Source organism: Deltaproteobacteria bacterium (genome assembly GCA_016875395.1).
Taxonomy (GTDB): domain Bacteria; phylum Myxococcota_A; class UBA9160; order UBA9160; family UBA6930; genus VGRF01.
Map to the genome: position 1 here is coordinate 69,412 of VGRF01000017.1, position 26,386 is coordinate 95,797.

Consider the following 26,386-nt stretch of genomic DNA (forward strand, 5'->3'; position numbering starts at 1 on the left):
TTCTCGCGCGCGATCACGCGGGCCGAACGCGGCGCAGCAGCACGAGCGTCGCGCCCGCGCCGCCTTCTTCGGGTGGCGCGGTGCAGAAGCACAGCACGAACGCGGCCAGCGGCGGCGCCGTGAGCCAGTCGAGCACGCCCGCCTTCAACACGGGCCCCGCTTCCGAGTGTCGCCCGCGCCCGTGCACGATGCGCGCGCAGCGCTCGCCCGCGCGCATCATCTCGTGCAGCGTGTCGCTCACGAGGCGCTTCGCGGCGGCTGCGTTCTTTCCGTGCAGCTCGATCTCCACGTCGATCGCGACTTCGCCGCGCGCGAGGCGCTTCAAGTGCTTCGCGTCGACACCCGGACCGAGCGCACGCACGCTCTCGCCGGCGATCTCGAGCGAGAAGCCGCTGCGAGCTGCGTCACTCACTTCGCGCAAGCGCTTTGCGCGCCACAGTGCTGAGGCCGAGCCGTGTGAACGCGCCGCGCGTCACCCAGCGGTGCGCGTCGTACTCGCGCCGCGCGATGCGTCCCGGCTTCGCCTCGGCGCGAAAGACGTGGAGCGCCAGCGTGCGGTGCGTGAACTGATGCTGCACCGCGCCGAGAGCCGCGACGCCTGACAACTCGATGCCGAGCTTCTCGCGCAGCGCGCGCTCGAGCGCACTCCGCGGCGGCTCGCCCTTCGCGAGCTCACCGCCGGGCAGATCCCAAAGCCCGCCGAGCAGCCCCTCCGGCGGACGCCGCACCGCGAGCAGCTTCTCGGCGCGCATCACGACGGCGCACACGGCCTCGATGCGCTTCGGCGCCGCCTTCTTCGCCTTCACCGGCAGCGCCTCGGGGTCGCCTGCCGCGAGGCCGCGGCACATCTCGCGCAGCGGACACACCAGGCACTTCGGCGCGCGCGGCGTGCACACGAGCGCACCGAGCTCCATCAGCGCTTGGTTGAGATCGCCGGGCGCGGGTCCGCGTGCGAGCGCCTCGGCCTCTTCCCAAAGGCGCTTCTGCACGCTGGGAGTCGTTACGTCCTCGCGCAGATCGAGCACGCGCGAGAGCACGCGGGCGACGTTGCCGTCGACGATCGGCGCGGGGCGGTCGAACGCGATCGAGGCGACCGCGCCGGCGGTGTAGCGGCCGACGCCGGGCAGCTCGCGCAGCGCTTCGACCTCGCTCGGCAGCTCGCTGGCGTGCTCGCGCACGATCTTCTGCGCGGCGGCGTGCAGGTTGCGAGCGCGGGAGTAGTAACCGAGGCCGCTCCACAGCTGCGTCACGTCGTCGATGTCCGCGCTCGCGAGCGCGTACACGCTGGGGAAGCGCTCGAGGAAGCGCGAGTAGTACGGGATCACCGTCTCGACGCGCGTCTGCTGCAGCATCGTCTCGCTGAGCCAGATCGCGTACGGATCGCGCGTGCGCCGCCACGGCAGATCGCGCTTGTGGCGCCGATACCAAGCCAGCAGCGCGCGGCGCAGCTCGCTCACAGCAGCACCGGCAGCTCGCGCGCGATGCGCAGCTCGCGCGTCGTCACCTGCGCGCCGAGCGCGCGCACGAGCACGCCCTGCGCGGCGGCTTCGCGCAGCGCGCGGCCGTACGCGGCGTCGATGTCGTCCGCGGGCGCCACCGCGTCGCAGTCGCCGCGCTGCACGATGAACAGCAGCACCGCGCTCGCGCCGCGCTTTGCGAGCGCGGCGAGCAGCTCGACGTGCTTGCGCCCGCGCTCCGTCACGGCGTCGGGGAACTCCGCGAGCCCCGCGCGCCGCGACAGCGTGACGCTCTTGACCTCGACCCACGCGTCGGGCTCTCCGCGCTCGTGCTGCGCCAGCGCGAAATCGAGGCGCGCACCGGGAGCGGCTACCGCCTCCGCGCGCAGCTCGCGGTAGCCGCGCAGCTCGGGCAGCGCGCCGCACTCGAGCGCCGCGCGCGCGAGCGGGTTCGCGCGCGCGGTGTTCACCACCACCCAGGCGCCGCGCGCTTCGAGCAGCTCGAGCGAGTGCGCGAGCTTGCGCTTCGGATCCGCGCTCGTGGAGCAGCGCACGCGCGCGCCGGCTTCGAGGAGGCGGAGCATGCTGCCCGGGTTCGCGCAGTGCGCCGTGACGACGTCGCCCGGCGCGCGCTCCACGTCCGCGAAGAAGCGCTTGTAGCGGCGCACGAGCCGCGCCTCGAAGGTGGGCGGAAGCGCGACGCGCGCGCTTGTTATGACTTCGCCGCCGCTGCGGCCGCCGCGGGTGCGGGCGATTCCGCCGCCGGCTCGGGCGCAATGCCGCCCACTTCGTCGATCTTCTCGCGCACCCACTTCGCGTCCCACCACTCGACCGGGTCGACGTACGTGCTCCCGACGAGAATGGCGAAGTGCAGGTGGTCGCCGCCCGCGAGGCCGGTCTTGCCCGAGCGTCCGATGCGCGCGCCCTTCTCGATCAGCTGATCTTCCTGCACGTCGATCTGCGCGAGGTGGCCGTAGAGCGAGGTGAGGCCGAGGCCGTGGTCGAGGATCACGGTGTTGCCGTAGATGCCGAGTGGGCCGGCGAAGAGCACGCGCCCGCGGTTGCCCGCCTCGATCGGCGCGCCGGCAGTGGAGGCGAGGTCGAAGCCATAGTGGATCGCCTCGGAAACCTGCTTTCCCTGATAACTGTAAGTGCGGTGCTCGGCGAACTTGCTCGTGACTTGTGCGTTGCGCATCGGCGCGAACACGCCGTCGAAGAGCCGCTCGCTGCCCGACTTCGCGACGATCTCGCGAATGCGCGCCTCGTTCTTCGCGCGCTCCTCCGTGTTGATCTGCTGAAACGCCGCGACGAGATCGCTGCGGTCGTAGCCGAGCTCGTCGGCGAGCTCGGGAATCTTCGCGTCCATGAAGTTCGGCCCGAGCTCGATCGGCGTGTCGGCGAACGCGGCGTCCTTGATGTCGGTCGACCAGCCCACCGCCGCGCGGTTGCCCGCGCGATCCTCCGCGATCACGCGCGGCCCCGCGTCGGGCCCCTGATCGCGCGCGATCGCGAACAGCGCGATGCGGTCCGTCGGCGCGCCGCCCTTGCGCGGCCAGCCGCGATACGTGCGATCGCCCACCTCGACGCCGTCGCTCACCGCGTCGTCCGTGACGGAGTAGTAAACCGCGCCGCTGCCGGTGCGCTTCAGGTACGTGATGCCGTTCGAGATCGCGACGCGGGGTGGGCGCAGATCGACGCGCACCGGGATCTCGAGCGTCGCCGCGTTGCCCTTCAGCATTCCGCGCAGCGACCAGTCGCGCGCCTCGACCACGAGGAATGCGTCGCCTTCCTTCAGGCCGAGCTCCTTCGCATCGAGCGTGAGCGCGAGCGCCGCTGCCTCGCGCGGCTCGGCGCCGCCCCGTAACAACCCGCCCGCCACGTCGATCGCGCCAAGCTCGCGCTCGCCCTCGGCGCTGCGCAGCACCGCGCGCAGGCTGCGCACGCCCGAGCCCGCGTCCTCCGCGCGCACCTCGAGCACCTTCGCCGCGCGGCCGAGGTCGACGCCTTCGGGCGCCGTAATCACCGGCGCCGCGCCTTCCCCGCGAATCCACCCGAACACTCCGCTGCCCGCGAGCAGCAGCAAGAGCACGATCAACACGATGCGTCCCACGACCCACCCCCACCCGGCGCGCAACGTACGGACCGGCTCGGCGCGTCGCGAGCGTTCTTTTCGAGTCTGATCCCCGCGCTCGCCCGCGACTCCGTTCGCACTTCGCTTCTCTCGCGATCGACATCGAGGCGGCGCGTCATCCGACACCACCGACCGCCGTCGCGGTTCGCGCTGCCGGGTGGCTGCGTTTTGCCGCCGCGGCGCGTTGACTCCCCACGGCCCCTAACCGATCTTGCGCGCCTTCTTTCGCCCGCCGGGCGCACAGCGAGGTTCCCCATGTCCCTGCGCAAGCTCATCCTGATCCGCCACGGCGAGACCGACGGCCAATCGAGCGTCCGTTACTACGGCGCCACCGATGTCGACCTGTCGGCCGAGGGCCGCGAGCAGATGCGCCAAGTCGCCGGTGTGCTGCGTCACCAAGCGATCGAGCTGTGGGTCGCGTCGAGCCTGCAGCGCTCGTGGAAGGGCGCGCAGCTCGCGAGCGGCGGGCGCGCACAGATCAAGATCGAGAGCGGCCTACGCGAGATCCACTTTGGCGCGTGGGAGGGCAAGACCGCCGAGGAGATCAAGGCGAGCGATCCCGTGCGCTTCGAGGACTGGCAGAGCGGCAAGGACGCCTTCGAGTACCCGAACGGCGAGCTGCGCGAAGCGTTCCGCGCGCGCATCGCTGAAGCGCTCGTGCACGTCAACGCGACCGGCGCGCGCAACGCCGCGTGCGTGCTGCACAAGGGCGTGATCCGCGAGATCGTGCGCGCGCTCACGGGCGCGACGATGGATCGCAGCAAGCCCGCGCTCGGCGAGATCGTCGAGGTGGTGAAGACGCCGAGCGGCGAGTGGGTGTTAGGGGCGCGGAGCAGCGACCCGGTGGGGCTCGGGGTGGAGGCGGCTTAGCGGGCGAGCTCGCGAATCCAGGCGAGGCGCTGCAAGTCGCTCGGCTGTAGCCGCCCCGTCCGTTCGAGATCACTGAGGATCGCGGCGCCCCGCCTGGCGATGACGCGGTCAGGAGGATCGCTCAGCCGAGCGATCACGCCGAACGAGATCGCGAGATCCACCTGATAGTCAGCGCGGTCCGGCTCGGCCGCGGCCAGACGTTCAGCAATCGCCAGATCCTTCTCGAAGAACGTGCGGGCGGCCTCGACTCGACCTTCGCTCAGGCAGAGATCGCCCATCTTGTTGTACGAGACCGAGAGATCGCGCTGGTAGTCGGCGCGGTCGGGCTCGGCGCGCGCGAGCTTCTCGGCGATCTCCAGCGACTGCTGGAAGGCCTTGCGCGCATTCTCGCCTTGGCCGAGGGCTCGGAAGAGATCGCCCATCTTGCTGTAGGAGACCGAGAGATCGCGCTGGTAGTCGGCGCGGTCGGGCTCGTCGCGCGCTTGCTCGACGAGCGCGGCGTGAACTTCCTCCGCGCGTTTCATCGCGGCGCTCGTTTCACCGAGCGCGATCAGTGCGTTCGCCTCTGCGTCGGCAATCGCCGCAAAGTCGCGCCCCTGCCGGGGGAAGGTTGCGAGCACTTCTCGCGCAAAGGCGACCACGGTTGGCAGCTGCCTGAAGCGAGCGAGTGCCGCCAGTACTTGGTCAGTCCACTGCGCCGCATTCTCGTAGTCCCGCGCTTCGAGATACGACCGCGCCGCCTCGATCCCATCTTCGAGCGCGTGGGAGACATGCTCGACACGCCACGCACGCAGTGCCCCCACTCGCGCACACCGCTCCCGATGAGCAGCCTCGCTTACTCGCGCCTTCAGCGCCTCCGCGGTCCAGCGATGCACCCAGCAAATGTCTTCGACCAGCTCGAGCAGCGAGAGATCTCGCAGCCGCGCCGCCGATGCGCGCAGCGCGCTCACTTCCGCAGCCGAGGGCGCGCGGCCGTGCAGCGCTCGGGCGAGGTCCGGCACTTCGATTGGAAGCGCTGACACAGCGGCCTGGAGCAGCGCCTCCTCGTCGCCCGATGCACGCGCGATCGCGAGCAGCTCGTCGAGGAACACGTCGCGCGCGCCGATTTCGAGCGTGCGCCGCACGCCATCGTCGAGGTCCGCGACCGGCGCGCTGAGGTCGACGCCCGCTTCGCGCGCTTTCTTCGCGATGCGCTCCATCACGTGGCCGAAGCGGCCCTTGCCCTGGCGCATCACGGCGTCGAGGAACTCGAGCATGCGCGGGTGGCCACCGATGCGGCGCTGAATCGCGTCGTACTCGCTCTGGGTGAGCGACTTCATCGCCGGCAAGCGGTGGATCAGCTTGCGCGTCTCGGCCGGAGAGAGAGGCGGCAGCGGGATCGGTTCGAGCCACTTCGCTGCACCGGGTACCGGGTAGCGCGATGTGATGAGGAGAGCCGCGACTTCTGTGTTGCAGAAGAGCTTCTCCGCGAGGTCACGGGCTGAGTCGTTGGCCCATGCGCCTTCGTGCGTGAGGTTGTCCTCGAAGTTGTCGAGGACGAGACAGAGACGTCCTTGGCGCAGCACCGCCAAGAGCAGCGGCTCGCGCACTTCATCCGCTGTCTGGCGACTTGCGAGCGCTGCGACTGCGTGAGGGTCGAGATGCGAACCGCGCAGCGCCTCGCCCACCGCCGGGCAGATCGTGCTCAGGGAGATGCGCCCCTGCACCGCGGCAACCGCCCAGCCGTCCTCCTTCAGCCGCGTCATGGCGCGCCCGGCGACGCTGCTCTTACCGAGGCCGCCGATGCCCGTCACCACCACGCCCGCGCGCTTGCCGTTCGCCGCGACCCAGTTCGGGTCGTCGCGAAGTACGCGCAGCGTGTCGCGCAGTGGCTTGCTAGCTCCTCGAGGTACTCAATGATCGCCTCGCTCTCCGAGAGCAGCGTCCCGTCATCGAGCTCGAGCACCGGCAGCGAGCCGTGCGGATTCTTCGCGAGAAACTCGGGCGTGCGCTGCGCCCCTTCGCGCAGGTTCACCAGCACGAGCGGAATCGAGAGGCCCTTCTCCGCGAGATAGATGCGCGTGCGGCGCGGGTTCGGCGCGAGAGGAAAGTCGTAGAGCCTCATGCACGGCACATTAGGTCCGCTCTAACGTGCGCCGCTCATCGGAGGGCCGCTGCATGCCCGCGCGAAGTCGATTCGGGCTCGTCATCTCGGCGCTCGTGTTCGTCGCGGTCGCCGCCGCGGCGAAGGAAGACCCGAAGCGCGTCGGCCTCGACCCCGCGCGCCTCGCGCGCATCGACGCGGCGATGCAGAGCTACATCGACGCGAAGGAGATTCCCGGCGCGGTCACGCTCGTCGCGCGGCGCGGGCAGATCGCGCACGTCACGGTGCAGGGCAAGCGCGCCTTCGACGGCGACGCGATGACGCGCGACACGATCTTCCGCATCTATTCGATGACGAAGCCGATCACGAGCGTCGCGACGCTGATGCTCTACGAAGAGGGCAAGCTGCGGCTCACGGATCCCGTGTCGAAGTGGATTCCCGAGCTCGCGCAGCCGCGCGTGCTGCGCGAACCGAACGCCCCGCTCGACGCGACGGAACCTTCTCCGCGCGAGATCACGGTGCGCGATCTGCTCACGCACTGCTCCGGGCTCGTTTATCAGTTCTCGACGGGAGGCCCGCTCGCGAGCGCTTACCAAGAGGCCGGCATCCTCGGCTCGAGCACGATGCTTCCTGCGGCCGAATGGGCGAAGCGGCTCGGCACGCTGCCGCTCGCCTACGCGCCGGGCACGCGCTGGAACTACTCGGTCTCGACCGACGTGTTAGGGCTGCTCGTCGAGCGGGTGTCGGGACTCCCGTTCGCGGAGTTCCTGGAGACGCGACTCTTTCGGCCGCTCGGCATGAAGGACACGGCGTTCAACGTGAGCGACGACCGACTCGCGCGCTTCGCGACGAACTACACCGTCGTGAACGGCGCGGCGACGGTCCAAGACGCGCCCTCCACGAGCACCTACCGCGCGAAGCCGGTGTTTCCGAGCGGTGGCGGCGGGCTCGTCTCCACGGTCGACGACTATGCGCGCTTTGCGCTGATGCTCGCGGGCGGCGGCAAGCTCGGCAGCGCGCGCATCCTCTCGCGCAAGACGATCGAGTTGATGGCGAGCGATCACCTCACGCCGAGCGAGTTCGAGACGTTCGGCCTGCGCGGCTACCGCGTGTTCAGCGGCAACAGCTTCGGTCTCGGCGTGATGGTGCAGACGGAAGTCGCGGTCTATCGCGGGCTCGGGTCGCCCGGCAAGAACGGCTGGGGCGGCGCTGCCGGCACGTGGTACTGGGTCGACCCGAAGGAAGATCTCGTGGCGGTGATGATGATCCAGCGCATGGCGTTCGGCAGCGCGCCGATCGCGATCAGCCGCGACTTCGAGACCGCGGTCTACCAAGCCATCGCAGATTGAGGAGCGCGTGCCGATGAGAGCTCGACTTTGGATCGCTGCGAGCGCCGCTTTCTTGTTAGGCGCCGCGGACGACGACGCTGCGCGGGAGAAGGCGGCGCAGGCGGAAGAAGCGGCAAAGAAGGTCGCGAGCTTCGAGTCCGCCGGAAGTGGAGTCGATCCCGAGACGCTGCCGGGCGCGCCGCTGTACAAGCAGTACTGCGCGAGCTGTCACGAAGGGCAGGTCCCGAAAGCGCCGGCGAAGAACTGGCTCACGATGATGCCGGTGGATCGCATTCACGCCTCGCTCACGACCGGCGTGATGTCGCAGCAAGCCGCCGCGCTCTCGGACGCGGAGCGCATCCAGCTCGCGGAGTACCTCACGGGCGACGCGCTCGCGGACGCGAAGCCCGCGGCCGAGGCGCCGAGCTGTCGCGGCTACGCAGCGCTCTTCGACGCGAGTGCGAAGCCGCGCATCGCGAGCTGGGGCTTCGACCTCGAGAACTCGCGCTCGATTCCGAAGGACGTGGCGCGCCTCGACGCCGAGGACGTGCCGAAGCTCGAGCTCGCCTGGGCGCTGCGCTTCCCCGGCGCGCTGCGCGCGCGCTCGCAGCCGACGCACGCATTCGGCGCGATCTACGTCGGCAGCCACGACGGCACGGTGTACGCGCTAGACCCCGCGAGCGGCTGCGTGCGCTGGCGCCACCAAGTCTCGGCGGAAGTGCGCACCGCGATCGTCGTGCGCGGCGGCGACGACCCGCTCGCGTTCTTCGGCGACATCCTCGGCCGCGTGCACGCGGTCGATCCGTTCACCGGGGCGCCGCGCTGGACCGTGCGCGCCGACGATCACCCGAACACGACGATCACCGGCACGCCCACTCATCATGACGGGCGCCTCTACGTGCCGGTGTCGTCGCTCGAAGTCACGTCGGCGGCAGATCCCAACTACGAGTGCTGCTCGTTCCGCGGGTCCGTGCTCGCGCTCGACGCCGCGAGCGGCGAGACGGTGTGGAAGCGTTACGTGATCGACGAGACCCCCACAGAGACGGCGCGCTCTCCGCTCGGCACGCGACAGCTCGCGCCTTCGGGCGCGCCGGTGTGGAACGCGCCGACGATCGACCCGAAGCGCGGCGAGCTCTACGTCGGCACGGGCGAGAACTACTCCTCGCCCGCGAACGACCGCAGCGACGCGGTGATCGCGCTCTCGCTCGCGACGGGGAAGCTGCTCTGGACGTGGCAGGCGCAGACGGGCGATGCGTGGAACGTGGGCTGCATGATTCCTAATGACTCGTGCCCGGTGGAGAAGGGCCCCGACTTCGATCTCGCGGCGGGGACGACGCTGTTCGGAAATCGCATCCTGCTCGGACTCAAGACGGGCGAGGCACTCGCGCTGAGCCGCGACGGCAAAGGCCGCGTCGAATGGCGCCAGCGCGTCGGCCGCGGCGGGATTCAGGGCGGCGTGCACTGGGGCACGGCGCGCGAGAGCGGCGTGCTGTTCGTGCCGATCAACGATCAGGCCGACGCGCGCGACGGCAAGGTCTACGACGCCCCGCCGCGCCCCGGCCTCTACGCGATCGACGCGAAGAGCGGCGCGCTGCTCTGGGAGTCCCCCGCGCCGGACGTGTGCGGCGGCAAGGAGTTCTGCGATCCCGGCATCTCCGCGGCGGTCACCGCGATCCCGGGCGTCGTGTTCGCGGGCCACCTCGACGGGCGCGTGCGCGCGTACGACGCGAAGAACGGCGCGGTGCTGTGGACCTACGACACCACGAAGCCCGTAACAACCGTGTCGGGCGAGCCGTCGCTCGGCGGCTCGATCGGCGGGCCGGGGCCGGTCGTCGCGGACGGCATGTTGTTCGTGAACTCGGGCTACGGCCTCTACTACCACATGCCTGGCGGCACCCTGTTCGCGTTCCGCGTGCGCGAAGCGAAGTGAGCGCGTGACGGCGAGGAGGCGGCGCGCAGCGGTGCGCATGGGCGCGGAGCGTCCGCGCGAGCCCGTGCGCATGCTCGTCGCCGACGCCGCGGGGCGCATCTACGACCACCCCGACTTGTTACTGGCAGGCGAGCGCGGCGCGGGGCCCGAGCGCATCGGCGTGCGCGACTGGCTGCCGCTGCCGCGCGGCAGCGACTTGTTCGCGCTGCCCGGCCGCGCGCCCGTGGGCATGCCGCGGCGCGGCGCGCCCGTCGTCGTGGGCGAATGGCTCGGCGGCGAAGCGCGCGCGGTCGCCGCGTTTCTCGCGCCCGCGCACACCACGAATCACAACGCGGTGTGGATCACGCGCGCTGCTGCGCCGACGCTGCCGACGTTCGCCTACGCGCCGGTGGGCATCGCGGACGGCCGCTACTGGACGAGCGCGTTCCGCTGCGATCCCGACGAGCGCCAAGACCCGTGGCGCTTCTCGCGCGCGCGAGTCGAGGCGGGCGTCGCGCGCAAGCGCGAGGAGCTGCCGCGCAATCGCGTCGCGCGCCAGCTCGAGAAGTGCGCGCTCGAGTACGGCTGCCGCGCGGCACAGAACTTCTTCCTCGGGCGCCACGAGGGGCCGCTGCCGTCGTCGAGCGCGTGCAACGCGCAGTGCGTGGGCTGCATCTCGCTGCAGCCCGACGGGCAGTTCCGCGCGAGCCACGATCGCCTCGCGCTGCCGCCCACGCCGAAGGAGATCGCCGACGTCGCGCTCTCGCACTTCGCGCGCGTTCCCAATGGCGTCGTGAGCTTCGGTCAAGGTTGCGAGGGCGAGCCGCTCTTGTTCGGGAAGACGCTCGTGCAGGCCGTGGCGCGCATCCGCGCGCAGCACGCGCGCGGCACCGTCAACCTGAACAGCAACGCGAGCAAGCCCGACGTGGTGCGCGAGCTCGTCGCCGCGGGCCTCGACGCGATCCGCGCCAGCATGAACTCGCCCCGGCCCGCGGTTTACGCCGCCTACTACCAGCCGCGCGGCTACGACGTGCGCGACGTGATCGAGAGCCTTCGCATCGTGACCAGCGCCGGCGGGCACGCCTCGATCAACCTGCTCTGCTTCCCCGGCGTCACCGACACCGAGCCAGAGCTCGAAGCGCTCACGGACCTAATCACTCGAACGGGGCTCCAGCTGATTCAGCTGCGCAATCTCAACATCGACCCCGAGCTGTATCGCGCGTCCTTGCCGAAGGGCGTGGTGCAGCCCGGCCGCGGCATGCGCTGGCTGCAGGGCCAGCTCACGCGCCGCTTCGCGCACCTGAAGTTCGGCTACTTCAACCCGCGCGTCGGGCCGCGCGCGAGGGTCGCATCAGCTCCGCTCGAACAGCGCGCGTAGCGGGACGCGCTCTCCCTTTACGCCGAAGCGCGCCTGAAGCTCGGCGAGCCGCGCCTCCACCTCGCCAAGGGTCCAGCACGCGTCCGCTGGCAGCGTCTCGATCGGCTCGCCCGCTTCGTTCAGCTCGCAGATGTCGCGCAGCTCCGCCTCGCGCTCGTCGTCCAGCCAACGCAGTGGCAGCCCCTGCGTGCGGCACACGTAGGGGCGGTCGGCGTAGATGCGACATGCGCCTGCGGCATCGAGAAACGCGCACGCGCCCGCCGCGTGCGGCGCTGCGCTCGCGAGCAGCGAGTCGTGATGTGCGCGAATGCGCTCCGCCTCGATCGCGAACACCGTGATGCCGTCGACGCAGCACGCGCTGCAGCCGAGCTTGCACTGAAGCCGCGCGCCGTGCCGCGCCGCCAGCGCCGCCGCGCGCGCGTCGACCTCGGCGTGGAGGCGGAGCAGCTCAGCGAGCGCGTCTGGGCGCGTCATCTCGGTTCACGCGAGACGATGTGCACGTACGTCCCAGGTGCGCGGCTTTGGTGCACGTACGTCCCAAGTGCGCGCCCTCGTGGCGCTAGGCGGGCCGCAGCGTGTTCAGCTCGCGCGTGTTGTCGCGCAGGATGCGCTGCTGGGTGGCGGCGTCGAAGTGCTTTACGTCCTGCACGTAGTCGAGCGGCTCGGGCATGCCTTCGATGTGGGGCCAGTCGGAGCCGAAGATAACGCGGTCGGCGCCCATCAGCGAGACGACCTCGTTGACGTCGTCCTCCCAGAAGGGGTTGATCCACACGTTGCGCTTGAACGACTCGATCGGGTCGAGCTTGAAGTAACCCGGCATGCGCGCCTTCGTCTGCCGCAGCTTGCGGAACAGGTCGGGCAGGAACTCGCTGCCGTTCTCCACCGACGCGATGCGCACGCCGGGGAAGCGCTCGAACAGCTTCTCGTACGCGAGTGTGATCAGGAAGTCGTAGGCGGCGCGCTCGATGTTGAAGCTCTTCACCGAGGGCTTCCAGCCGCCGGCGAACTCGGCGCTGAAGCCGTCGCGCGAGTAGCCGTTCGTCGTGTAGCCGGAGTCGCCCGCGTGCACGACGACCGTGATGCCCGCCTCCTGCACGCGCGCCCAGAACGCGTCGAAGCGCGGGTCGCTCGCGGTGAACGGGCCGTCGCTCGTGAACACCGCCGACGGGCGCATCACCACGACGCGCGCACCGCGCCCAAGCGCCCACTCGAGCTCGCTGCACGCCCACGGCAGATCGACGAGCGAGATGTACGGCGCGCCGAAGATGCGGCCCTTGTACGCGACGCCCCAATCCTCATCGAGCCAGCGGTTGAACGCGGTGAACAGCGTCTTCACCGCAACGAGGTCGTGCTTGAGCAGCTCCTCGTACAAGACGCCGAGCGTCGGGAAGAGCCACATCGCCTCGAGGCCCTGCTCGTCGAGCTTCGCCACGCGCGCGTCGTGATCCATGTAGTACGCGGGCAGCGGCTCGCGCGCGCGCAGCATCTCGAGCGGGTTGCGCTGATTCGGGTTGCCGCGGAAGTACTCGTACATCGCGCCCGGCTTCGCGATGGGATTCCACGTGGGATTCTGCACTGCGCGCGCGAGCTTGCCGCCCACGACGTGATGCTGGCGCCCCTCGATCGTCGCCCACTGCACGCAGCGCGGCTGCATCTGCTTCGGGACGTGGCGCGTGAAGGCATCGAGCGCCTCGTAGTAGTGGTTGTCGGCGTCGAACGCGGCGTAGCCGAGCTGCGGGGTCGCCATCGCAAGTGCTCCTCGTGATTCCGGTCCGGCGGCAGCGCCTGCCGGCCTCGTGACGAGCGCGGGATAGCGCCGTTCGCGAGGGGTCGCCGCTACCCGCCCTCGTCGTGGTCGGAAACGCCGCTGCGCAGACGCAACGCATCAGAGTCGCGCGCCGCTCAGCGCTCCACCGGCGCGAGGCGCACGCCGGCCGCTTCGCAGGGCTTCGCGTGCGCGTTCAGGGACGGAATCGCTTCGAGGGCGTCGCCCGGCATCAGCGCGCCTTCGCGGATCAGCGTGCGGTAGATCTCGCTCGCTTCCGAGAGAGCGCGGCAGCCGCCTTCGGCGTCGCCCGCGGCAATGCGCGCGCGCCCGAGCACGACGGAGCACGATGCGAGGTCGCGCCGGCGGCCCGGATCGCCGGGAAGCCTCAGCGCTTCCGCGCGGTAGTGGCGCGCGATCGCCTCGAGCTCGGGGATCGCGTCCGCCACGCGGCCGGCATCGAGCCACGCCTCCGCGCGCGCCTGGCGTGTGACGCTGCGGTTGCGCAGCGTCACGTGATCGAGGTCTTCGAACACGCGCAGCCGTTCGGCCACCGCGACCGCCTCGTCGAAAATCGGAAGCGCCTCGGGAATTCGAGCGAGCGCGTGCAGTGTGGTCGCCACGGACCACTGGGTCAGCATGCGCAAGCGCAGCAGCCGCGAAGAGCTCGGGAAGCGCGGGCTCGCGGCGCGGATCACTTCATCTGCGGCGCGGTAGTGGGCGAGGGCGGCGTCGGGATCGCCACCGTAATAAACGCCATCTCCCAACCTCATGAGTGCGCGCGCACTCGCGCTCGCGTACGCCTCGCTTGCGCGCAGCTCGCTCGGCCAGGTCTCGAGCTGTTCGAGAAGTCGTTGGGCGCCGGCGGAGACTTCGCTCGGCGTGTGGGCGAAGTCGCGCACTTCGAGCGCGGCGATGCGTTGCTCGGCATCGATCAACCACCAGCGCTCGGATGGCGCGTCGCCACGCGCCGCGTCGAGCAGCGTACGCGCCGCCTCGACCGCAGCTTCGGCGGCCGCGAGCTCCTGATCCGTCCACGTCGCGAGCCGTGCTTCGTAGACGCGAATCTGCGCCAGCTCGATCATGGCCTCGGCGTGGCGCGGCGACTCCTCGAGAACGGAGGCGAGCAGCGCGCGCGCGCCGCAGGCTCGCGTGCGCCTCTTGCGGTTGCCCGAGGTTCGGCGTGAGTGGGACACCCTGCAGGCCGGCGAGCCGGCCGAAGCCGGCGGTCGCTTCGAGCCGCACTTCGAGCGGTGCGCTCGGCGATGAGGCGAGCCGTTCGAGATAACGCTGCGCGCGGTCGACGACTTCGCGCCGGAGCGCGAGCGCTCCGGGCAAGTTCTGTAGCCCGTCGTAGAGCACGAAGATCTGGTAGCCCGCGAGCTCGCGCACCTCGTCGAAGCGCATGTCGGCCTCGCGCCGCGCACGCTCGGCGCGCAAGAAGAACGTCGTGCTGACGGTGCTCGCCACGACCAGCGCGACCGCCGCGGCGAGCTGCCACGGCCGGCGGCGCGCGAGCTTGCGGAGCCGAATCGCGAGAGTCGGCACGCGCGCGCGCACCAGCCGATCGCCGAGCGCCCGCTCGACATCTTCGCGCAGCGCCCCCACGCTTCCGTAGCGCGAGGCGGGGTCGACTGCGCATGCGCGCGCGACGATCGCGGCCAGATCGTCGCGCAGGATGCGGGGCGCGATGTCGCGCGGCAGCTCGAGATCGGCGCGCTCCACGCCTAACAGCTCTGCGAGCATCACGCCCAAGCTGTACACGTCGCAGGCCACGCGCGGCGCCTCGCCGGCTGCCAGCTCGGGCGCCGCATAGCGAGGCGTCAGCGCGCGCGGGAGCTGCGCGTGCGCGTCATCCCCGCCGATCAGGCGCGCGATGCCGAAATCGAGCAGCTTCGGCGCGCCGTCGCGCGTCACCAGCACGTTGCTCGGCTTCAGGTCCGCGTGGACGACGAGCTGCTGGTGCGCGAACTGCACCGCGCCGCACACCGCGGCGAACAGCGCGAGGCGCTCGCGCAAGCGCGGCTCCTCGGCGGCCCAATCCGCCAACGACACGCCGGCAATGTGCTCCATCACGATGTACGAGGCGCCGCTTGGGTCGACACCGCCGTCGAACAGCCGTGCGACGTGCGGGTGCTGCAGGCTCGCGAGGATTCTTCGCTCGGAGGAGAACTGCGCGAGCGCGCTCGCGGACAAGACGCCAGGGCGAATGAGCTTGATCGCGACGGTCTGCTCGAAGAGGCCGTCGTCGCGCTCGCCGCGGTAGACGGCGCCCATGCCGCCGACGCCGATCAGCTCGGCGAGGCGATAGGGTCCGATGCGCTCGGGGCGGCTCCAGTTCGCGGGCGGCTCGCTCGCGATCACGCGCGAGGCATCGCGGTCGGCAGCGAGCATGCGTTCCACCGCGCGCCGTAGCGCGACGTCGTCTCCGCACTGCGCCGCGAGTCGCGCGCTGCGCGCCGGCTCGGGCAGCTCGCTCAGCTCCTCGAACAGTGCGAGCGCACGCTCGTCGCGCGCGAGATCGCCGAGCTCGGGCGTGCGCGCCACGCGCTCACACCTCCTCGGCGTCGCCGCCGAGCCGCGCGAGCAGCCACGCGCGCGCCGCGCGCCACTGCCGCTTCACCGTGCGATCCGAAACTCCACGCACGCTCGCGATTTCTTCCATCGTCAGCCCCGCGAAGAAGCGCATCTCGACGAGCTCCGCACGTTCACGCGAGATCTCGCGAAGCGCGGCGAGCGCTTCGTCGAGTGCTTCGATGTCGATCGCCTCGCGCGCAGAGTCGGGCCATCGCGTGACGAGCGTCGGCGCCTTGCGCTTCAGCGCGCGGGCCTTGCGCACTTCGTCGAGCAGCGCCTGCCGCATCACCGTCGCCGCTACTGCGAGGAAGTGCACGCGGTCCTTCCAGACGATGTGCTCGATCTTGAGCATTCGCAGCACGGCCTCGTTGGCGAGCTCCGTGGGCTGGAGAATCTGCGCCGCGCTGTCACCGCTCAGGAGGCGCCGCGCGATCGTCCGCAGCTCTTCGTAGTAAGCGCCTAGAAGGGCGTCCTGCGCGAGGCGGTCGCCCGCTTGGAACGCGAGCCAAAGCGCGTCGGGGTCGCGCGGGGGAGACGCCATCAGGTGCTCAACCCGCGCGGGCCGGGGTCATCGGCGGAGCGAGCGGGATTCGGCGGCGCATCGCGTTCCTTCTGTTGTCGGTCGCGCCTGCCGCGGCGACCAGCGGGATCCCCGAGGTGGTTTGTGGCCGCAACGCCGCGATCGGCTCCCCCGCGCGCGCCCTGCAACGGGCGTGCAGCGCGCGAGCAACGCGGGCGCTACTCGCGCGGGCCTACTCCTCGTCCGTCGCCCTCAGCTTCGCGATCACGTTCAGGTCCTCGAGCGTCGTCGTGTCGCCCACGGTCTCCTTGCCGGCGGCGATGTCCCGTAACAACCGCCGCATGATCTTCCCGCTGCGCGTCTTCGGGAGCGCCTCGGTGAAGCGGATGTCCTTCGGCTTCGCGAGCGCGCCGATCTGCTTCGTGACCATCTCGCGCACCGACTCCGCGAGCGCGGGTCCGAAGGGCACGCCGCCGCGCGGCGTGACGAACGCGACGATCGCGGTGCCGGTGATCTCGTCGGGGCGGCCGACCACGGCGGCTTCCGCGACGTCGGGGTGCGCGACGATCGCGCTCTCCACTTCCATCGTGCCGACGCGATGGCCCGAGATGTTCATCACGTCGTCGATGCGGCCCATGATCCAGAAGTAGCCGTCTTTGTCGCGGTGCGAGCCGTCGCCGGGGAAGTACGTGTTCTTCCACTTGCCCCAATAAGTCTGTTGGTAGCGCTCGTTGTCGCCCCAGATGCCGCGCAGCATGCCGGGCCACGGCTTCGTCACCGCGAGGAAGCCGCCGTTCGGCGGCTTCACCTCGCTGCCCGCTTCGTCGAGGATCGCCGCGTGCACGCCGGGGAACGGCAGCGTGCCGGAGCCGGGCTTCGTCGGCACCGCAGCGGGCAGCGGCGTGATCATGATTCCGCCCGTCTCCGTCTGCCACCACGTGTCGACGATCGGGCAGCGCTTCTTGCCGATCACTTCGTGGTACCAGATCCACGCCTCGGGGTTGATCGGCTCGCCCACGCTCCCTAACAAGCGAAGCGACGAGAGATCGTGCTTGTTCGGGTGCTCGTCGCCGAGGCGGATGAAGGTGCGGATCGCGGTCGGCGCGGTGTAGAGGATGGTGACGCGCCAGCGCTCGATGATGTCCCACCAGCGATCCGCTGCGGGGTGCGTCGGCACGCCTTCGTACATGAGCACGGTCGCGCCGTTCGAGAGCGGGCCGTAGACGACGTAGCTGTGTCCGGTGATCCAGCCGATGTCGGCGGTGCACCAGTACACGTCGCTGTCCTTGAGATCGAAGATCGCCTTGGCCGTCGTGGTGACGTGCGTGAGATAGCCGCCGGTCGTGTGCAGGATGCCCTTGGGCTTCCCCGTCGTGCCGCTCGTGTAGAGGATGAAGAGCGGGTGCTCGGCGTCGAGCTTCTCCGGCTTGCACTCGGCGGACGCGCCCTTCATCAGCTCGTGCCACCACTGATCGCGGCCCGGGTGCATCGCGCACTCGCCGCCGGTGCGGCGCACGACGACGACATGCTCGACGTCCGTGCCGGCGCAGGCGGCGTCCACGGCCGGCTTCAGCGCGAAGGGCGCGCCGCGGCGGAAGCCGCCGTCGGCCGTAACAACTACCTTCGCGCCGGCGTCGTTGATGCGGTCGCGCAGCGCCTCGGCGCTGAAGCCACCGAACACGATCGAGTGCGGCGCGCCGATCCGCGTGCACGCCAGCATCGCGATCGCGAGCTCGGGAACGAGCGGCATGTAGAGCGCGACGCGGTCGCCGCGCGCCACGCCGAGCGACTTCAGCACGTTCGCGAACTTGCATACTTCGCGGTGCAGCTCGCCGTACGTGATCGTGCGCGTGTCGCCGGGCTCGCCCTCCCAGAGGATCGCGGCCTTGTTACGGCGCCAGGCGTTTTCGCCTTCGAGGTGACGGTCGAGGCAGTTGTACGAGACGTTGGTCTGCGCGCCGACGAACCACTTCGCGAACGGCGGCTTCCAGTCGAGCACTCGCTTCCACGGGCGGAACCAGGCGACGTTCTGCTTCGCCATCTGCGCCCAGAACTTCTCGGGGTTCTGTCCGAGCTTCCGGTACTTCGCGACCTGCGCCGGCTTCCAGTTCGCTTGCTTCACGAACTCGGGCTTGGGCTTGAAGACGCGCTTCTCTTTGAGCAGGGATTCGATGTCGGCCACGGGTTCTCCGGTCGAGCGCTGCTGACGAGCCGCGCGTGGTTAGGCCGCGTCGCGCACCCAGGCTTCGACGTCGGCGGGATGCTTCGGCACGAGCTGCGCAGTCAGGTTCTCGTGTCCGTCGGCGGTGATCACGATGTCGTCTTCGATGCGCACGCCGATGCCGAGGAATTCGCGCGGCGCCTTGTCGTCGTCGGCCGCGACGTAGAGGCCGGGCTCGACGGTGAAGCACATGCCGGGCGCGAGCGGGCGCGGCTTGCCGCCGACCGTGTACGCGCCGACGTCGTGCACGTCGAGGCCGAGCCAGTGCGAGGTGCCGTGCATGTAGTACCTGCGGAAGGCCTCGCTCTTGATCAGGTCGTCGACGTCCCCTGACAAGAGGCCGAGCGACACCATGCCCTCCGTCAGCTTCCGTACGCTCGCGTTGTGCACGTCGGGCAGCGTGGCTCCCGGCTTCGCGGCTTCGAGCGAAGCGAGCTGCGCGGCGAGCACGACCTCGTAGACCGCGCGCTGCGCGCCGCTGAACTGACCGCCGATCGGGTACGTGCGCGTCACGTCCGACGCGTACCCTGATAACTCGCAGGCGGCGTCGATCAGCAGCAGCTCGCCATTCGCGAGCTTCTGGTCGTTCGCGACGTAGTGCAGGCAGGTCGCGTTCCTGCCGCCGCCGCAGATGCTGCCGTACGCGGGGCCCGCCGAGCCGCGGCGCTTGAACGCGAACTCGAGCGCGGCCTGGATCTCGAACTCGAAGCGCCCCTCGTGCGCGATGCGCGCGGCCTCGCGGTGCCCCTCCGCCGTGATCGCGGACGCGCGGCGCAGGATCTCGACCTCGCCCGGCTCCTTGATCAGTCGCATCTCGTGCAGCACCGAGCGCGGATCGATCACCTGCGACGCGGGAATCAAGCCCTGGCGCGAGCGCTTGCGCAGCGACTCGAAGATCTCCGCGATCTTCGCGTCGAGGCGCGGGTCGCGGCCGAGCATGTGGTAGACGCGCTCGGCGTGCTCGAGCATGCGCGGCAGCTCGGCGTCGAGCTGCTCGATCGGGAACGCCTCGCTCGCGCCGAAGTCGGACTTCGCGCCCTCGACGCCCGGCCGGTAGCCGTTCCAGATCTCGCGCTCGCGGTCGCGCGGTTCGACGAACAGCGTGTACTCGGGGCCGCCGTCCGTGCGCAGCACCGCGACGGCGTGCGGATGCGTGAAGCCCGTCAGGTAGAGGAAGTCGCTGTCCTGGCGGAACGGGAACTCGGTGTCGTTCGAGCGCGTGACGAGCCGCGCCCCCTGGATGATCGCGACCGCGCCCTGGCCCATCGCTTCGAGGAATCGTCTGCGGCGTTCGTTTTGGCTCATCGCGGCACGGTAGGTGTGCCCTCGCGTAGCCTCAACGCTTCACCGAGTGCGAACGCCTCTTCCTTGTTTACTTCGCATCGGGCTCGAAGACTCGCCCGCTGCTGCGCGCTTCGCTTGCATTCTCGGCCGACCTGGTTGGGAGGAGCGTTCGACTTCGAGGTTCTTCTGGCGGGTTCTCAGCGCGGCAGGCGCGGAGCCCGCTCGCACACCACCTCGATTCCGTCACAGCGAGTTGCGCAGATGGCGTCGTTGCTGGCGACGGCGGTGTAGTAGAGGGCGGCTTCGCGCCTCGGGAGATCGAGGCGGCGCACTGCGCCTGCGGGCGTCGCGATGTGGACGGTGCCGCTCCAGCGCGTGACGACTGCGTGGCCTTGGGGGGTGAGCTTCACGTCTTGGGCGAAGTCGAGGGCTGCGGGGAACGCGTCGTCTAGCGGGATGAAGCGGCCGCCGAGTTGAAGTGGGCCGGCTGCGTCGGGTGGCAGGACGCGCAGCACGAGCAGGTCGGCGCTGCGCTCGACGAGGAAGCCGGCGCCGTCGGGCGCGAACGTCATGAATTGCAGCTCGGGGTCGCTCCAGCGTGCGAGCTCGCGGCCGTCGCGGAGCGAGATCACGCGCGCGTCGTGCGCGGGCGTGCCGCCGCTCGCCGGTAACAAGTCCGTGTTCAACCAGATCGCGCCCCTCGCGGCGTCGTAGGCGACGCTCTTGGCCGCGACGACGACGTCGTCGCTCGCGCGCAGCGCGTGCTCGATCAGCACTTCGCCGCGTTCGCTCAGCACCACGACGGAGCCGCTCGCGCCGCTGCGTCCGTAACGACTCGCGAGCACGCGGCCGTCGGGCAGCAGCGCGAGCTCGTTCAGCGCTTCGCCGGCGGCATCGAACCACTCGACGCGCCCGTTCGCGGGATCGACGCGGCCCGCGCGCTCCCAGAACGTGGTGAAGTAGAGCCAGCCGTTCGGGTGCGCGAGCACGTCCCACACGCCGGAGCGCGCGGGCGCAGCCGTGATCGCGAGCGGCGCGAGCATGCGTTCGCGCGCGAGATCGAAGCGCCCGACTTCGCGCGCGCCTGCGAAGCGAAGCTCGGCGCGCGGGTCGCCGCCCGCTTCGCGCAGCGCGCGCCAGAAGGGCGAGATGCCGAAGTAGAGGACGCCCGCGCGCGCGTCGCCGAACCAGGAGCAGGCTGCACTGCTCGCGGCGGATGCGGGAGTTGTTACTGGGGCTGGCTGCGCGCAGGCCGCGAGGGATACGAGAGCGGCGATCGCTCTCCAGCGCTTCCTCAGAACGGGCTCATCTCCTCGAAGGTTCCGCCCTCGAATTTCCAGCCGAGGCGGAAGCCGAAGGTGAGCGGCGTTGCGAGCCAGTAGTTCCTCGAGCGCCCGCCGGGCGCCGCGACCTGCGTGCGCACCTTCTCGTTGTTCTCGAGGTTCTGCGCGTAGACCTCGAACCACACCGGCGTCTCCGTCACGTCCCAGCGCAGGCGCTCGTCGGTGCGCGTGTAGGCGCCCTGACGATCGAGCGGGCTCTCGTAGAGGCGGTAGAAGACCTCGTCGCGCCAGGCGAAGTCGACGCGTGGCGCCAGCGTGCCGGCCGCGAACTCGATCGCATACTCCGCCGACGCGCTGACCGTCCACTTCGGTGCGCGCGGGAGGCTCTGGCCGCGCAGGTTCGCCGGCAACACGCCGTCGCAGGTGGGGCCGACGCCGTGGCGATCGCCGACCGGCTTGAAGGCGCAGAACGAGGTCGGGTTGCTGACCGTGGGTGAGTTGTCCTGCGAGATGAAGTCCGACGTGATCCCGGTGTGTAGCCAGCCGAAGTTCGCGGAGAGCTGCAAACGCTCGACTGGAAGCGCGACGAGCTGAATCTCGACGCCCATCACCTCGGACTTCGGCACGTTCGTCGTCACCGTGACGTTGTTCTGCGTCTCGTTCGCGAAGCGCTTGTCGAAGTCGTAGTAGATGACGGAGGTGTTGAGGAAGAGGCGATCGTCGAAGAGCGAGTTCTTCGCGCCGATCTCGTAGGCGATGATCTCTTCCGAATCGAACGGCTCGACCACGAGAAAGTTGAAGCCGCCGTGCCGCTCGCCGGTGCTGACGTTGGCGTAGAAGAGCTGCCCTTCGGCCGGGCGGAACTCGAGGCGCACGCGGCCGGTGACCGACTCCCAGCGTTCGTCCTTCACGACCGGCGTCGTGTTCGCGGTGAACTGATTGAGATCGCCGCGCAGGGGAGGCCGGAACGCGGTGTTCGCCACGGTGACGGGCACTCCTCCGAACGCGGTTGCGAGAGGTGTGAGCAGAACGGTGCGAAGCAGGTTGAAGCACTGCGGAGCGGTGAGGCCCGGCACGATGGAGTTGCACGGCGTTCCGTTGTCCGTGAAGTCGAAGGGCTCGAGCAGCACGTCCCACTCGGTCACGTCGAGCATCTCGCGATCGGTGCGGCTGTAACGCACGCCCGCGCTGAGCGTGAACTCGTCCAGCAAGTCGAAGCTCGCGTCGGCGAACACGCCGAGCGTCTCGGTGTCGACGTCGGAGCGCAGGCGAATGCCGGGCACGCTGTCGTCGAACGCCTGAAAGATGCAGGGGCCGCAGCAGCGCCGGATCATGTTCGGCGAGGCGGGGCTGAGCGGCGTCAGCACGTCGAACGCGTCGAAGATCTGGTAGTTCGCCGCCGCCGCGTTCTGCTGATAGAACCAGATCGGCACGTCGGTGTTCGGCGCTTCGTCGGTCTGATAGTTCGCACCGACGAGCCAAGTCAGGCGCCCGAGCCAGCCGTCGCTCTCGTACCGCGAGCGCAGCGTGGCTTCGCCGGTCCACGTCTTGTGCTTGTCGAGCAGCACGAGGCGGATCGCGTCGACGTCGGAGAAGTCCTCGTCGAAGTCGACCGCGTAGTCCCAATACTGGTAGTTGGCGTTGAGCTTCAGCTCGTGGTGCGGGATCTCGACCGCCAGGATCGCCTGTCCCCAATAAGTCTCGTGGAACTGCTTGTGGTCGCGATTCGCGCGGTGCTTGCGCGGGTCGCTCGGCAGCGGAGTCGCGCCGCTGTAGTCGACGCTCCCGAACAGCACAGACTGGCCGGCTGGGAGGGTCGGGTACTGCTGCAGCGGGCGGGATGTGCCGCCGTCATCGTTGTCCTTCGTCCACGCGCCGATCAGGTCGAACGTCACCGACTCGGTGGGCACGTAGCGCACCGATGCGCGCAGGCTTACGCCGCCCGAGAGCGCGTTGTTGGTGAGCTCCTTGCGCAGTCCGTTCTGGCCCTCGAGCTCATACACGTTCGACGGAAACTCGCGCATGAACGCGATGCGCGCGGAGAGCTTCTCCTCAAGGAGCGGGATGTTCACGACGCCGCGCATGCGCAGGTTCTACCACCAGCCGATGTCGAGGTCGCCGCTCATCTCCCAGGTGTCGAGCTTCGGACGGCGCGTGTGGAAGTTCATCGAGCCGCCGGTGGAGTTGCGGCCATAGAGCGTGCCCTGCGGACCGGGCAGCACCTCGACGCGCTCGAAGTCGTGGAAGCCGAGCAGCGCGACCGCGATCTGCTCGACGTAGATGTCGTTCACGTGCAGCTGAAAGCCAGGATCGATGCCGGGCCCCAGCACGTCGTGTCTTGCCCGAGGCCGCGCAGCGTGATCGCGGGCAAGCCGCCCGTCGCGACGAGACCGGGCACCTTCAGCTGGAGGTCGTACGCGTCCTGGATGTTGCCTTCGGTGAGCGCGTCGAGGGAGAACGCCGAGATCGTCTGCGCGACGTCCTGGAGGTTCTGCTCTCGCCGTTCGGCGGTGACGATGATCTCTTCGATGCCTCTCAGCTCGGGTCGCACTTCCGTTTGCGCGGTCGCCGGTGGCGACTCTTGGGCAGCGGCAGCAATCGAAAGAACGAACGAGATCGCGGCAGGAGCAAGCATGAGATGCGGGCGCATCGAGAACGTCCGTGGCACCCGATCGTGCCACGGCGCGGGGACGCGCGGCGAGAGATTCCTGGCGTCTCGGAGCCACGCGCGAGCCGCTGCGCCCCTGCGAACGCGGTGGCTCAGCGGTGCGAGGTCAGAAGGGCCAGAGGTCTCCGGCGCTCCCGCCGGTGAACTTGAATCCAAAGCGCGCGCCCACCGTTCGCGGAGCCGCCAGCCAATACACGTCGACCCAGTTGCCGGTTCCTTCGTGCTGGGTCTTCACGGTCTGATTGTCTTCGAGGTTCTGCAGGTAGAACTCGAACCACACCGGCTTCGAGCTCAGGTCGTAGCGAACGCGAAGATCCGTCCTCGTGTAAGCCCTCTGCGCCGAATCCGAATCCTCATACTGATTGAAGAAGATCGAGTCGCGATAGGCGAAATCGAGGCGCGGCGTAAGCGTGCCCGAAGCCATCTCGAACGCATACGCGACGGAGGCCGAGATCGAGAATTCGGGCGCTCGCGGAAGCACGTTGCCCTTCAGGTTCTGCAGAGGAGCCCCGTCGCAGGTCGGGCCGGATCCGTGTCGGTCACCGACCGGCTTGAAGGGGCAGAAATTGGTCGGATTCGACGGAGTGGGACTGGTGTCTTGGGAGAAAAAGTCCTTGGCGATCTCGGCGTGCAGCCAGCCGGCGTTTCCGGAGATCTGAAGGTTGTCGATCGGCACCCACGTCCACTGCAGCTCGATGCCGTAGATCTGGGACTCGGGCGCGTTGACGGTTGTTCCAACGTTGTTCACGACGGTCGTGATGAAGCGGTTCTTGAAGTCGTAGTAGTAGAACGTCGAGTTGAGGAACAAGCGCCCGTCGAGAAGTGTGTTCTTTGCACCGACTTCGTAAGCGTTGATCGTTTCGGACTCGAAGCCGTCCGTGTCGAAGAAGTCGTACCCGCCGTGCCGCTCGCCGCGGCTGTAGCCCGCGTAGAAGAGCTGCCCGTCGCTCGGCCGGAGCTCGAAGCGCAAGCGGCCCGTCCAAGAGCGCCAGGTGTTCTCCTTGACGACGGGCACCGTGTTTCCCGTCGCTTGATCGAGGTCGCCCCGGAGCGGAATCAGGAAGGCGACGTTACCCGCGTGGAGCCGCGTGCCTGGAACTTGGTTTTGCAGCAGCCCACACCCCGAGGCCGGCTGGAATCCGAGGAATGCACACGTCGGAGCATTGAGGGTGAGGAAGCCGAACGTCGCGGGATCGAGGATGTCGAACGGCTCAGCCAGGATGTCGAAGTAACCGGTGTCCTTCATGTTGCGGTAGGTCTGGCTCCAGCGAACGCCAGTGTCGATGCGGAACTTGTCGTCGAAGAGGTTCAAGCCGCCCTGTAGGAAGACTCCGGTGCTGCGCGTTTCGACGTCGCTCTCGGCGAGGATGTAGGGACGGTCGCGGTCACCCTGCTTGAAGAGGCACGGGCCGTCGCAGACGAGCTGTGCGGCGGGACTGAAGGCGCTGAGCCCGCCGAAGGCGTCAAACACTGCGAAGTTCTGAAGCTCGCGCTCCGCCTCGTAGTTCCAGAACGGCACGTGCGTATTCGGGGCGTTGTCGAGCTGGTAATTCGCACCGAACAGCCAATCGAACGGGCTGTTGTCGTACTCGGAGCGAATCGTCGCCTCGCCGCTCCAGGTCTTGTGCTTGTCGAGCAGGATCAACCTTCCCGAATCGTTGTCGGTGAAGTCCTGGTCGCGGTCAATCGAGAAATCCCAGTACTGATAGTTGCCGTTCAGCTTCACGAGATGGTTCGCGACTTCCCATTCGACGATCGCCTGACCCCAATAAGTCTTGTACTCCTGGAACTGCTCGCGGTTTGCTCGAACTTCGCTGGCATCCGAGGAGTTCGGAGTCGCCCCCGTAGGGTTGACGCCTGTCGCGAAGATCGTGCTCTGGCCGGGCTGGAACGCGGGATACGGACCGAGCGGGCGAGGTTGGCCGCCGCCATCGTCATCGAACGACCAGGCGAAGATCAGGTCTGTCGTCAGCGTCTCGCTGGGCGCCCAGCGCAGTGACGTCCGCAAGAAGTGGCCGCCGGAGAGCGCGTTGTTGCTGAGGTGCTGCTTGTGGCCGTTCTTGCCGGTCACGTCGAAATAGTCAGAGGGGATCTCTCGGCGGTAAGCGATGCGGAGACCGAGCTTGTCCGCGACGAGCGGCGCATTCATCATCGTTTCGATCTTGTAGTTGCTCCACTGCGCAAATCCGAAGGTGGCGCTGGTTTGGTATTCCTCGAGCACCGGGCGCGCGGTGCGCATGTTCATCGAGCCGCCCGTCGAGTTGCGGCCGAAGCCGGTGCCCTGCGGCCCAGCGAGGACTTCGATGCCTTCGAGGTCGACGAAGCCGAGCAGCGCCACCGCGAGTTGCGCCACGTAGATGTCGTTGATGTGGAGCTGGAAGCCCGGATCGATGCCCGGCCCGAGTACGTCCGAATCCTGGCCGAGGGCGCGCAGTGTGATCGCCGGCAGGCCGCCCGTCGCGATGAAGCCCGGGACTTTCAGCTGGAGGTCGTAGGCGTCTTCGATGTTCGCCGCCTCGAGGTCAGCTGGCGTGAACGCTGTCACCGACTGCGCGACGTCCTGAAGGTTCTGCTCGCGGCGCTCAGCGGTGATGATGATCTCCTCGATCCCCCTAGGCTCTTCGGCCCCGGGTGCAGGTGCAGGTGCAGGTGCAGGCGCGGCAGGCTGAGCTTCCTGCGCGAACGCAGCGGAAACGAATGCGATCGAAGCAACCCCGCCTAGCACGAACCTCGAGATCGGGCGCATCGGTGACCTCCGTTCCATCCGATACTGCCACAGCCTTCGTGACCTGCTGGCCGATTCTCGGACCGACTGATTCTTGAGAGAGAATGGCTTCCGACGGAAAGGAAGCCCCCATGAAGAAGAGTCGGTTTACGGAAGAGCAGATGGTGAAGATTCTGCGCGAGGCGGA

The 26,386-nt window shown here is 69.1% G+C and carries 22 protein-coding genes; 4 read left to right on the forward strand and 18 right to left on the reverse strand.

Going from position 1 to position 26,386, the window contains the following annotated elements; all coding sequences use genetic code 11:
• Positions 1-13: 13 nt before the first annotated feature.
• The 4 genes from FJ091_13930 to FJ091_13945 are packed head-to-tail and all read right to left on the reverse strand — an operon-like array spanning position 14 to position 3,567.
• Complete coding sequence (locus FJ091_13930) at positions 14-412, reverse strand: Smr/MutS family protein (protein ID MBM4384449.1); 399 nt, start codon at positions 410-412, stop codon at positions 14-16.
• On the reverse strand, positions 405-1,457 hold the full coding sequence (gene mutY, locus FJ091_13935; protein MBM4384450.1) for an A/G-specific adenine glycosylase: 1,053 nt from the start codon (positions 1,455-1,457) through the stop codon (positions 405-407). Before mutY ends, FJ091_13930 begins: the two co-directional genes overlap by 8 nt.
• Entirely contained in the window at positions 1,454-2,173 is a 720-nt protein-coding gene (sfsA, locus tag FJ091_13940; protein ID MBM4384451.1) for a DNA/RNA nuclease SfsA, read from the reverse strand. Before sfsA ends, mutY begins: the two co-directional genes overlap by 4 nt.
• Positions 2,170-3,567 (reverse strand): M23 family metallopeptidase, encoded by a 1,398-nt coding sequence (locus FJ091_13945; protein ID MBM4384452.1) that lies wholly within the window; start codon positions 3,565-3,567, stop codon positions 2,170-2,172. Before FJ091_13945 ends, sfsA begins: the two co-directional genes overlap by 4 nt.
• A 276-nt stretch (positions 3,568-3,843) precedes the next feature.
• Here FJ091_13945 and FJ091_13950 point away from each other — a divergent pair, with 276 nt between their 5' ends.
• Positions 3,844-4,458 carry a histidine phosphatase family protein gene (locus FJ091_13950; GenBank protein ID MBM4384453.1) on the forward strand — a complete coding sequence of 205 codons (615 nt, stop codon included), beginning with the start codon at positions 3,844-3,846 and terminating at the stop codon, positions 4,456-4,458.
• On the opposite strand, the gene FJ091_13955 is transcribed toward FJ091_13950, so the two are convergent.
• Entirely contained in the window at positions 4,455-6,251 is a 1,797-nt protein-coding gene (locus FJ091_13955; protein MBM4384454.1) for a tetratricopeptide repeat protein, read from the reverse strand. The two genes, FJ091_13950 and FJ091_13955, sit on opposite strands and share 4 nt — an antisense overlap.
• Positions 6,248-6,562: a glutathione S-transferase N-terminal domain-containing protein gene (locus FJ091_13960; protein ID MBM4384455.1), complete on the reverse strand. Its 315-nt coding sequence runs from the start codon at positions 6,560-6,562 to the stop codon at positions 6,248-6,250. The genes FJ091_13955 and FJ091_13960 overlap by 4 nt, the downstream gene beginning before the upstream one ends.
• 53 nt (positions 6,563-6,615) lie before the next feature.
• Here FJ091_13960 and FJ091_13965 point away from each other — a divergent pair, with 53 nt between their 5' ends.
• The 3 genes from FJ091_13965 to FJ091_13975 all read left to right on the forward strand — a co-directional run bounded on the left by FJ091_13965 (position 6,616) and on the right by FJ091_13975 (position 11,156).
• The gene (locus FJ091_13965; GenBank protein MBM4384456.1) at positions 6,616-7,890 is read left to right on the forward strand and encodes a beta-lactamase family protein; all 1,275 of its coding nucleotides are present in this window, start codon (positions 6,616-6,618) and stop codon (positions 7,888-7,890) included.
• Between the two features lie 13 nt (positions 7,891-7,903).
• The gene (locus FJ091_13970) at positions 7,904-9,799 is read left to right on the forward strand and encodes a PQQ-binding-like beta-propeller repeat protein (GenBank protein ID MBM4384457.1); all 1,896 of its coding nucleotides are present in this window, start codon (positions 7,904-7,906) and stop codon (positions 9,797-9,799) included.
• A 70-nt stretch (positions 9,800-9,869) separates the two neighbouring features.
• A complete protein-coding gene (locus tag FJ091_13975) occupies positions 9,870-11,156 on the forward strand; it encodes a radical SAM protein (protein MBM4384458.1) in 1,287 nt (428 codons plus the stop codon).
• On the opposite strand, the gene FJ091_13980 is transcribed toward FJ091_13975, so the two are convergent.
• From FJ091_13980 to FJ091_14035, 12 genes are all read right to left on the reverse strand, one after another.
• Entirely contained in the window at positions 11,130-11,630 is a 501-nt protein-coding gene (locus tag FJ091_13980) for a YkgJ family cysteine cluster protein (GenBank protein MBM4384459.1), read from the reverse strand. The two genes, FJ091_13975 and FJ091_13980, sit on opposite strands and share 27 nt — an antisense overlap.
• An 85-nt stretch (positions 11,631-11,715) precedes the next feature.
• Positions 11,716-12,903 carry an amidohydrolase family protein gene (locus FJ091_13985; protein ID MBM4384460.1) on the reverse strand — a complete coding sequence of 396 codons (1,188 nt, stop codon included), beginning with the start codon at positions 12,901-12,903 and terminating at the stop codon, positions 11,716-11,718.
• Between the two features lie 155 nt (positions 12,904-13,058).
• Complete coding sequence (locus FJ091_13990) at positions 13,059-13,694, reverse strand: hypothetical protein (protein MBM4384461.1); 636 nt, start codon at positions 13,692-13,694, stop codon at positions 13,059-13,061.
• Positions 13,621-15,468, reverse strand: a complete 1,848-nt coding sequence (locus FJ091_13995) for a serine/threonine protein kinase (GenBank protein MBM4384462.1) — start codon at positions 15,466-15,468, stop codon at positions 13,621-13,623. Before FJ091_13995 ends, FJ091_13990 begins: the two co-directional genes overlap by 74 nt.
• A 4-nt stretch (positions 15,469-15,472) precedes the next feature.
• Positions 15,473-16,039, reverse strand: coding sequence for a sigma-70 family RNA polymerase sigma factor (locus tag FJ091_14000; protein ID MBM4384463.1), 567 nt, complete (start codon positions 16,037-16,039; stop codon positions 15,473-15,475).
• A gap of 211 nt (positions 16,040-16,250) precedes the next feature.
• Positions 16,251-18,200, reverse strand: coding sequence for an acetate--CoA ligase (gene acs, locus FJ091_14005; GenBank protein ID MBM4384464.1), 1,950 nt, complete (start codon positions 18,198-18,200; stop codon positions 16,251-16,253).
• Positions 18,201-18,239: 39 nt separating this feature from the next.
• Positions 18,240-19,544, reverse strand: a complete 1,305-nt coding sequence (locus FJ091_14010) for an aminopeptidase P N-terminal domain-containing protein (protein ID MBM4384465.1) — start codon at positions 19,542-19,544, stop codon at positions 18,240-18,242.
• Between the two features lie 176 nt (positions 19,545-19,720).
• On the reverse strand, positions 19,721-20,566 hold the full coding sequence (locus FJ091_14015) for a hypothetical protein (protein ID MBM4384466.1): 846 nt from the start codon (positions 20,564-20,566) through the stop codon (positions 19,721-19,723).
• A 251-nt stretch (positions 20,567-20,817) separates the two neighbouring features.
• The gene (locus FJ091_14020; GenBank protein ID MBM4384467.1) at positions 20,818-22,890 is read right to left on the reverse strand and encodes a TonB-dependent receptor; all 2,073 of its coding nucleotides are present in this window, start codon (positions 22,888-22,890) and stop codon (positions 20,818-20,820) included.
• Between the two features lie 9 nt (positions 22,891-22,899).
• Positions 22,900-23,097 (reverse strand): TonB-dependent receptor, encoded by a 198-nt coding sequence (locus FJ091_14025; GenBank protein ID MBM4384468.1) that lies wholly within the window; start codon positions 23,095-23,097, stop codon positions 22,900-22,902.
• Complete coding sequence (locus FJ091_14030) at positions 23,094-23,357, reverse strand: hypothetical protein (GenBank protein MBM4384469.1); 264 nt, start codon at positions 23,355-23,357, stop codon at positions 23,094-23,096. Before FJ091_14030 ends, FJ091_14025 begins: the two co-directional genes overlap by 4 nt.
• A 223-nt stretch (positions 23,358-23,580) precedes the next feature.
• Complete coding sequence (locus FJ091_14035; protein ID MBM4384470.1) at positions 23,581-26,220, reverse strand: TonB-dependent receptor; 2,640 nt, start codon at positions 26,218-26,220, stop codon at positions 23,581-23,583.
• Positions 26,221-26,386 lie beyond the last annotated feature (166 nt).